The following is a 9,069-nucleotide window of genomic DNA, read 5'->3' on the forward strand; positions in this document are numbered from 1 at the left end:
TTTTTAGATGACAGATGAACGGATTGAGAAACTGGATCGCCTGAAAAAATTACTTCACGGTTATCAAAAAATTGCCATAGCCTTCTCAGGCGGTGTCGACAGTACTTTTCTTTTGAAGGTCGCTCAGGAAGAACTAGGCGACGGCGCACTTGCTCTGACGATCCAGTCGCCCACACTGACTGAAGATGATTTGAAGGATGTCACATCTTTTTATGAAGAAAGCGGCGTTAACTATATGCTGATTCCCCTCAATCAGCTGAAGACCCCTTCATTCAGTCATAACTCGCCCAATCGATGCTATGTTTGCAAAACTATTGAATTCACATGCATGGCCGAGGAAGCAAAAAAACGCGGCATCAAATGGGTTGCCGCAGGGATCAACGCCGACGACATGAGAGACTACCGTCCGGGGTTAAAAGCACTGGATGAAATCGGGATTGTCAGCCCTCTTAAGGAAGCGGGCATGACCAAAGCGGATATCCGCTTTTTTTCAAAACGTTACCATCTGAAAACCTGGGACAAACCGGCGAGCAGCTGTCTGGCTTCCCGCGTCCAGTATGGTGAATTAATCACTGAAGAGAAGTTGAATAAAATCAGTGCGGCTGAGCGCGTGTTAAAGAACCTCCATTTCAGAAAACTGCGTGTACGCTATCACCATGGGAATATTGCACGAATTGAAGTTGCTCCTGAAGAACGCTCCATTTTTTTCAATAGCAATATTATGGACACAGTCGCTGAAAAATTTAAAGAAATCGGCTTCAGCTATACCACGCTTGACCTGAGTGGCTATCGTTCGGGAAGTCTGAATGAGGTTCTCGACGAAGAAACGAAAAACAAAGTGAAGATGAGTATCCATGGATCACGATAATTTAAGAAAACTGCTTAAACAGGTTCAGAAAGGAACCTCAAGTATCGATGATGCACTTGAAGAGTTGAAAACCCTTCCCTTTGAAGATCTTGGTTACGCCAAGGTAGATCATCATCGCGAGATCAGGAACGGGTTTCCGGAAGTGATCTATTGCGAAGGAAAAACCATAGATCAGGTCAAGGGTATTACTCTGGCGATGATCCAACGAGGTTCAAGTATTCTCGGTACCCGTGCCTCAAAAGATGTGTATGAAGGTGTGCTTGAAATTGCGCCCGATGCCGTCTACCATGCATCTGCGAAATGTATCGTTGTTAATCCAAAAACTCAGCAGCTTCATCCGGAACGAACCATCGCAGTCGTAACCGCAGGAACTTCCGATATATCAGTTGCAGAAGAGGCTGCTGTCACCGCCGAGACCTTTGGACAAAAGGTCGACCGCATTTATGATGTAGGCGTTGCCGGCCTTCACCGGTTACTGGCCCAGTTAGACAGGCTTCGCAAGGCGCATGTGGTCATCGTGGTTGCCGGCATGGAGGGCGCACTTGCCAGTGTTGTCGGCGGGCTCGTTGACCGACCGGTTATTGCGGTACCAACAAGCATCGGTTATGGTGCGAGCTTCAATGGTCTTGCCGCATTGCTGACCATGCTGAACAGTTGTGCCAGCGGTGTTAGTGTAGTGAACATTGATAACGGTTTTGGAGCGGCCTACACCGCTTGCCTGATGATTAAAGACTGAAATGGCAGGTGTAATTGATGAAAACTTTATTTTTTGATTGTTTCTCCGGAATCAGCGGTGACATGATTCTCGGAACCTTAATCGATTTAGGCGTCGATGAAAAACGTCTGACGAGAGAGCTTGAAAAACTGCATGTCGGAGGCTACTCGATTACTTTCTCAAAGAAAATAACCAGTGGCATCGTCGGGACGGATGCCGACGTGAAATTGATTGAAGCGCGTCCCTGCTCAAACCATCATCAAGGTGATCACGATCATTGCCAAGTTCACCATCATGATCACTCTGGGTCGCGTAATTTAGCAGACTGTGTGTCAATCATTGAAAAAAGCGGGCTTTCTGATGAAGTCAAAACCCACGCGATCCGTGTCTTTGAGGAAGTCGCACGGGCTGAAGCACACGTACACGGGAAGCCAGTTGATCAGGTTCATTTTCACGAAATTGGCGCCATCGACAGTATTGTTGATATCGTAGGCACTTTTATCGGGCTTGAACTGCTGGGAGTTGAAAAGATTTATGCCTCCCCACTTCATGACGGAAACGGCTATATAACCTGTGCACATGGCATCATGCCCGTTCCTGTTCCGGCAGTTGCACAGATGCTCGCATCGAGTGAACGTCCGATTCCATACATTCAGGAGGATATACCGACAGAACTGATTACCCCAACCGGCATGGCTATTATAAAGACGATTGCCTCCGGATTTGGCAAAATACCTCAGATGGATGTCCAGGCGATCGGCTACGGTACCGGCAAACGCGAAACAGGAAGAATGAATGCTCTGCGCGGTATGCTGGGAGAGTCCATGGATGAACATGAATCTGATCAAACCATCCTTTTGGAGGCAAATATCGACAATCAGAATGGTGAGCAGTTAGGCTATACAATGAACAGACTGCTCAGCGAAGGTGCTCTGGACGTTTTTTTCACACCCATCTATATGAAAAAAAACCGGCCCGCCACTATGCTTTCCGTGCTGTCCAAACCGGAAAGCAAACAAAAAATGATTCACATCATTCTAGCTGAAACAACAACGCTTGGCATTAGAACATTTGAGTGTCCGCGTTCAACGATGAATCGCGAGTTTTTGACTGTTCGGACCAAGTTCGGACCGGTTCAGGTCAAACATGCTTTCCTCGATGATATTGAAAAATACTCACCCGAGTTTGATGACTGTGCGCGTCTTGCAATAAGCCATAAGGTCCCGCTGGCTAAAGTCTGCGAGGCTGCACAGAAAAGCATACTGGACAGAGACTGGGAACAGAAAAGCGAAAGCGTCATAACGGAATGAGAAGGTGATTTGCACTTATGACGGATGTACATCACTGTCGCCTTTCCTTTGACATGAAGAAACAAACGGTTTTCAGTAATCAGTGCCGGCTCATGATCCCGCTGCATGGCAAGGTATTTTTTGAAACGCCTGAAAGAACAGCAACAGTCACTGAAAATGATCTCTACCTGATGCCATTTCATCAAAAGTACACAGCATATGCTGATGTGCCTAATGAGAGCATTATTATCGATATTCCAGAGCCTTTTGGCAGTTTTTCAAAATGAAACTGATTGAGCATGGCGACTGTATCTGGCAAACGGATAATAAGTGGCCTTATGCCAGGATGCTCCTAATGAGTGAAATCAGCGAGAACGACGCAAATGGCGTTATTAAAATGCTTCAATACATATTTACAGAAGCTGTTCACAATCAGGCCAGCAAATCCGTCCGCTATATCCAAAAGCATTTTACAGAAAAAATCGATATCAAAGATCTGGCGGCTATGGAAAATTATACGCCCTGCTATTACAGCGACTGGTTCAAACAAACGATGAAGATCACTCCATTGAAATACATCCATTTGCTGAGAATCCGGCGCGCAAAAGAATTGCTTCAGGATCATTCGCTCAGCGTCCTGACTATCGCCTATGAACTGGGCTACGAATATCATGCATCCTTCACCAAAATGTTCAAAAACTATGAAAAGATGTCCCCTTCGGAATACAGAGATTCATTGAAACGGAAAGTTAGAAAAGTCCAGTAAAACCCTTTTGGGTAAATACTGGACCTTTTTAATATATATATTTGGCTGATTACTACAAGACTTATTGCTTCATTGATGTCGTTATAAATAAACGGATTTGCTCGACATTCTGCCTTGCATCACTTTACAACATTCTCTTCAAGAAACTGAATGTTTTTTATGTAGATTTTGGATTGAACGATTTCAATGATTTCTTTTTCTCTGAGTTGATGCAGCATCCGGTTGACACTGTTTCGTGTGCTGATGCCCGCAAATTTTGCCAGTTCCTCGTTCGTAATCACAAAATCGATCAGGATGCCTTCTTGGAAAGGTACTCCGAATTTCCGTGCGAAACGCAAAAGGATTGTGTATAGAGCCTCTTTCTTTCCACTCATGGAAAAATCACGGATTTTCAATATAGCATCTTCAAGTTCCTTGCGGTAAAAACGGTAAACCTCGCGCTGAAGATCTCTGTTCTTATAGACATCCTGCCAGAATGCGATCCGGTTAACTTGATAAAGATAGGCACACTCTGTCTCCACCCTAACATTGTATGGAGCCAGCGGTTCGGCAATATTATCTTCGCGCAGCAAGGAGACAATATCCCCCTTCTGCAAGTATGCAACATTGAACTCTCTTCCGTCCTTCAGGATCAGGCTTGATTTAACCACACCCTCCTTCAACAGCCATACATAGGAAGTGGACAGACCCGAATAGGTAATATATTCATTTTTGCTTTTCTTTATGATTGATGCATTATTAGACTGGAAGTAATCAACAATAACCGGATATTTCATTTACTTAAAGAACTCCTGTTTTTTTATCGCAATAGCACTCACTCATGTTATCATACACCTCAAAAAAAAGCTTGTTTCTTTTCTAGGTCAATTACCCCTGCCCCTTTTTTTAATTGTGACAATTGTGTAACGTCAGAACCTCTTTTTTGAATCAGTGAAAGAAGAAAACTATGATTAACTCGATACAGGAATTCGTCCGATAGGCGATTTCCTGACAAGCGTAATAAAAGGAGGAATTGGAATGGCTGAACAAACCATTACAGCAGCGTCAGCAGGCTCTTTCAAGATTGGCGAGGATTTGCCGGTTCATCGCTTAGGTTATGGAACGATGCAGCTGACCGGCCGCGGAGTCTGGGGAGATCCGGAAGATCCGGATGAAGCAGTCCGCGTGCTTCAGAAAGCCGTCGATCTAGGTGTGAATTTTATTGATACCGCAGACGTTTACGGCCCTTACGTGGCCAATGAATTTGTCAAAAAAGCGCTCCATCCTTACCCGGACGATCTTGTGATCGCGACCAAAGTTGGATTTACGCGACAAGGACCGGATAGATGGATCCCGGTTGGCCGGCCGGAATATCTGCGGCAGCAGGTTGAAATGAATCTTCGCACTTTAGGTGTGGACACGATTGATCTCCTGCAGCTGCATCGAATCGATCCAAAAGTCCCGCTCGCCGATCAAATCGGTGAACTCGCACTAATGAAGTTGGAAGGAAAAATCCGTCACATCGGATTGAGCCAGGTCAGCGTCGGCGAACTTCAGGCTGCCAATGAAATCACACCGATTGTATCCGTACAAAATCTTTACAATCTGGCAAAACGTGATTCAGAAACGGTCCTCAATTACTGTGAGAAGCATCAGATCGGTTTTATACCGTGGTTCCCGCTCGCTACCGGCGCACTTGCTAAAGATGGAGGCCCTCTGGAACAGATCGCCAAAAAGTACGAAGCTAAGCCAGCACAGATCGCTCTCGCATGGCTTCTGAAGCGTTCGCCGGTGATGCTCCCGATCCCGGGAACTTCATCAATTCAGCATGTTATAGAGAATATTGCTGCGGCAGGTATACAGCTGAGCGATGAAGATTTTCAGTCTTTATCCCAGGCTGTGTCCCAGTAATTCTTTTACGATCACAAAAAGGGTCTTTTCACACAACAGAAGTGAAAAGACCCTTTTTGGTAGCGTTTATTCATTTTTTGTTACGCTACATTCTGAGTGTTAGATCAGCTCAGAAGGATTTCTATTTCTTTGAGTTTATTTTTTGGAGAATTTATGAGTCTGTTGTTTTGTTATTTCTTCTGTTCATCCTTTTTAAGTGTTCGTGAAAGAATGAGGGTTAAACCCCATGCAAATCCAATGATCAACATTAAAGGGCCGACAAAATAGAAAAAGTTTGACATTGAGTCCACTCCCTTAAGTTATTTATAGTACTACTATACCCATATCCACTGCACATTAGACGTTCAATTAAAACATATCGTCGGATTATTAAAAAAAACCATTTCAATGAGGGTACTTAGGTGGACTCATTCTATAATAGCAGTTCTGCTTCACACTCTTCCTACCAAAGGTTGTCTGTTCACGGATGAACCATTTATTGAAGTTCGAGATTCTTGTTACAGTTTCATCTAAAAAAACAGCTCAACATTACTGCATTTCATTCCAAAAATTTTTTATAAATGTTGATCGCATCAATCACGTTGAACTGAAGAGTTTGATGATCGCCACGTGCACCCATTGTTACAAGCAAATATTCTGAATGGCCCTTTCTTGCTAGCGTTGCTAAACACAGACCCGCTTCTTCGGTATAGCCTGTCTTTCCGCCAATAATACTGATGCCATCAAACTCGGTATGAATCATTTCCTGAAATAAAGTGCTGTATACCGTCATTCCATCGGGGTGCAGATTCGTCGGAGAGATAAAATACCGCCGGGCGGTGAATACTTCCCGGAATTTCGTATTTTTCAACGCGTATTGCAACAGAGTGGTCATATCTCTAGTGGTCGTATAATGACTTGGATCATTTAACCCGCTGTCGTTGGCAAAGTGGGTATTTCTCATTCCCAGTTCTTTTGCTTTTTGATTCATCATTTGAACAAACGCTTTTTCTGATCCCGCGGTCGCAATGGCTAGCCCCTGCGAAGCATCGGCGCCCGACGGCAGCATCGTCCCATACAGTAAATCGCTTACCCTGACCTGTTCATTTGGGAGGAAGCCTGCTGTAGACGCGTCCATCCCCTGCAAATGACTGAAGATACTATTTGATAAAGTCACTTGAACCTGAAGATCTGGAAGATGCTCAATCACTAACAAGACCGTCATGATCTTTGTCAGCGAAGCGGGATAAGCTTTCTCATCAGCCGCTTTCTGATATAAAACTTTATCGTCTGACACATCAAGTAGAACAGCATGTGCACTGTAAATATCACCAATTGAATGATTGATGCTGCTTGCTCCACTTACTCCTTCTCTCTGAAATATTGATTGTATCCCGGATTGAAAGATCCCCCATACGCAAATGGCAAAAATAACAAGAAGACAGAATGTCGTGAACAATCTGTACAAGCTTTTCTTCATCATAAAAAAACAATTCCCTTCGTAATCCATTGAATCATTTGAAGAGAAGCTGTTTATTAAGATCATCTTATTAAAACCTTAAGATTTTTGTGGAAGAGACACGACGAACTCCGTAAAGTCCTCGCTGCTTGAAGCCTTAATCGTTCCTTGATGCTGCTCCACAATTTTTTGGGCAATGGCGAGACCTAACCCTGTACCGCCTGTATGGCTGGATCGTGCTGAATCAAGGCGATAAAATTTTTCAAAAATATGATTGAGTTGCTGCCCTGATATTTTATCCCCTTTATTTTTGAAAGAGATGTCTATCGATTCATCCCTTTTTTTTGCAGAGATTTCAATTATGCTGTCTTCATACCCATACGTTACCGCATTCTTAAGTAAATTATTAAATACCCTGGCCAATTTGTTCGCGTCTCCTCTGATTACTAAATCATCCGACTGAACAAGGGCACTCATATTTTTGTGCTCAAGAATCGGATAAAATTCGTCAGCTAATTGATTAAGCATCAGAGATATATTGATTTTATTCTGTTCCAACTCAATGTTTTGAAGGTTAAACCGTGTTATTTCAAAGAATTCATTAATCAAGTCTTCCAGCCGCAAAGCCTTATTAAGAGATATTGTTGTATATTTTTTCCTTTGTACAGTCGGTAAATCATCAGCTTCCTGAAGCAGACTGAGATACCCAATCACGGATGTAAGCGGTGTTTTAAGATCATGAGCTAAATAAACGACCAGGTCATTTTTTCTTTGTTCACTTTCAGCAGCACTTCTCTTTCTTTCAATCAGTACAGACTTCACCTTGTTCAGTTTTATTTGCATGGAAGAAAGCTCAGGCTTTAATATAATCGGCTGCTCTGAATCTACCAACAATTGATCCACACCCCTGCTGATCTGATCAAAATAACGGACGACTCTTGTTAAAACCAGCGAAAGCGAAAACATGAGCAGAATAAAATATGTAACGATTAGTATTTCTGCTTTATGAAAGACAAAGAACTGCTGGTAAAAATAAATCGCTTGATTTTCTGACATAGAGAAAACACCTTGAAAAAATCTTACAACTGCGTCTGCAAACAGTCTTTGAAAAACACCATCCACAAAAACCGTACAAAGAAAAATTTCAGCCACTCCAGTCAACAGAATAGTGGCCATAATTTGAACCAATATCCTGACTTTTAATTTTCTATAATCATTTTTCAACTTTATAGCCCACCCCCCATACTGTTTTTATCATCTTCGGATTTCCGGCCGGTTCATTCATTTTCTCTCTTAAATGACGGATATGAACCATGACTGTGTTATTACTATTTACAAAATATTTTTCTCCCCACACTTCATGGAAAATTTGTTCAGAACTGATGACTTGTCCCCTATTTTCACAGAGTATCCGTAATATCGAAAATTCAGTTGGTGTCAAATGCAGCTTCTTTTCATTAAAATAGCACTCATGAGTGTTTTTATTTAAAATCAATCCTGAAAAGTCAATGACTTCCTGATTTAACTGAGCCTTCTCATTATATTTTGTAAAACGGCGCAGCTGAGCTTTCACTCTTGCAAGCATTTCCAATGGGCTAAATGGTTTCGTTATATAGTCATCTGCGCCAAGCGTTAGGCCAGTTATTTTATCCGTCTCCTCAACCTTAGCTGTAAGCATGATAACAGGGAAGTTATACTTCTTCCGTATTTTTTGACAAATCGTCAATCCACTTACCTCTGGGAGCATGATATCCAATATGGCTAAATCAAGTGGAACATTTTCAATACATTTTAAAGCTTCCTGAGCCCGGTAATATTTATAAACTGTAAAATTTTCATTTTTTAAATACAACTCTACCAAATCAGCAATTTCCCGCTCGTCATCCACGACTAGAATATTTGTACTCATAACAACACCTCTTCGCTCACTAACCGATAAAAAAGACCTATGAATTTATTTTATCAATAAATACAAGCCTGAATTATTCACGGCCAATCTATTTGATTAGCTAAAATGCTTACTTACTCAGTGTTGTAACGATTTTCTCATTTTCACTGATTGGGTGATTAAAATTAATGAAAAAGGAGCCACTCCTTTGTATG

General features: G+C 42.4%; 10 protein-coding genes. 6 read left to right on the forward strand and 4 right to left on the reverse strand.

Annotated elements, in window-relative coordinates; translation table 11 throughout:
• Positions 1-7 precede the first annotated feature (7 nt).
• From larE to E4665_RS14530, 5 genes are read left to right on the forward strand one after another with little or no spacing between them, the layout of a single operon-like run.
• The gene (larE, locus tag E4665_RS14510; RefSeq protein ID WP_135349514.1) at positions 8-868 is read left to right on the forward strand and encodes an ATP-dependent sacrificial sulfur transferase LarE; all 861 of its coding nucleotides are present in this window, start codon (positions 8-10) and stop codon (positions 866-868) included.
• Complete coding sequence (larB, locus tag E4665_RS14515) at positions 855-1,604, forward strand: nickel pincer cofactor biosynthesis protein LarB (RefSeq protein ID WP_135349515.1); 750 nt, start codon at positions 855-857, stop codon at positions 1,602-1,604. Before larE ends, larB begins: the two co-directional genes overlap by 14 nt.
• Before the next feature lie 17 nt (positions 1,605-1,621).
• Positions 1,622-2,893: a nickel pincer cofactor biosynthesis protein LarC gene (gene larC, locus E4665_RS14520; RefSeq protein WP_135349516.1), complete on the forward strand. Its 1,272-nt coding sequence runs from the start codon at positions 1,622-1,624 to the stop codon at positions 2,891-2,893.
• Between the two features lie 17 nt (positions 2,894-2,910).
• The gene (locus E4665_RS14525; protein WP_135349517.1) at positions 2,911-3,159 is read left to right on the forward strand and encodes a hypothetical protein; all 249 of its coding nucleotides are present in this window, start codon (positions 2,911-2,913) and stop codon (positions 3,157-3,159) included.
• Positions 3,156-3,638, forward strand: a complete 483-nt coding sequence (locus E4665_RS14530) for a helix-turn-helix domain-containing protein (RefSeq protein ID WP_135349518.1) — start codon at positions 3,156-3,158, stop codon at positions 3,636-3,638. Before E4665_RS14525 ends, E4665_RS14530 begins: the two co-directional genes overlap by 4 nt.
• Positions 3,639-3,757: 119 nt before the next feature.
• Here E4665_RS14530 and E4665_RS14535 read toward each other — a convergent pair whose 3' ends face one another.
• Positions 3,758-4,414, reverse strand: a complete 657-nt coding sequence (locus E4665_RS14535) for a Crp/Fnr family transcriptional regulator (protein WP_135349519.1) — start codon at positions 4,412-4,414, stop codon at positions 3,758-3,760.
• A gap of 241 nt (positions 4,415-4,655) precedes the next feature.
• On the opposite strand from E4665_RS14535, the gene E4665_RS14540 reads away from it, so the two are divergent.
• Entirely contained in the window at positions 4,656-5,528 is an 873-nt protein-coding gene (locus tag E4665_RS14540; RefSeq protein ID WP_135349520.1) for an aldo/keto reductase, read from the forward strand.
• Positions 5,529-6,066: 538 nt separating this feature from the next.
• On the opposite strand, the gene E4665_RS14545 is transcribed toward E4665_RS14540, so the two are convergent.
• The 3 genes from E4665_RS14545 to vanR form a co-directional block, all read right to left on the reverse strand.
• The gene (locus tag E4665_RS14545) at positions 6,067-6,990 is read right to left on the reverse strand and encodes a D-alanyl-D-alanine carboxypeptidase family protein (RefSeq protein ID WP_135349521.1); all 924 of its coding nucleotides are present in this window, start codon (positions 6,988-6,990) and stop codon (positions 6,067-6,069) included.
• A gap of 75 nt (positions 6,991-7,065) precedes the next feature.
• Positions 7,066-8,190, reverse strand: coding sequence for a sensor histidine kinase (locus E4665_RS14550; RefSeq protein ID WP_135349522.1), 1,125 nt, complete (start codon positions 8,188-8,190; stop codon positions 7,066-7,068).
• Positions 8,180-8,875, reverse strand: a complete 696-nt coding sequence (gene vanR, locus E4665_RS14555) for a VanR-ABDEGLN family response regulator transcription factor (RefSeq protein ID WP_135349523.1) — start codon at positions 8,873-8,875, stop codon at positions 8,180-8,182. Before vanR ends, E4665_RS14550 begins: the two co-directional genes overlap by 11 nt.
• Between the last annotated feature and the right edge of the window lie 194 nt (positions 8,876-9,069).

The organism is Sporolactobacillus shoreae (assembly GCF_004684935.1).
Classification (GTDB): Bacteria; Bacillota; Bacilli; order Bacillales; family Sporolactobacillaceae; genus Sporolactobacillus; species Sporolactobacillus shoreae.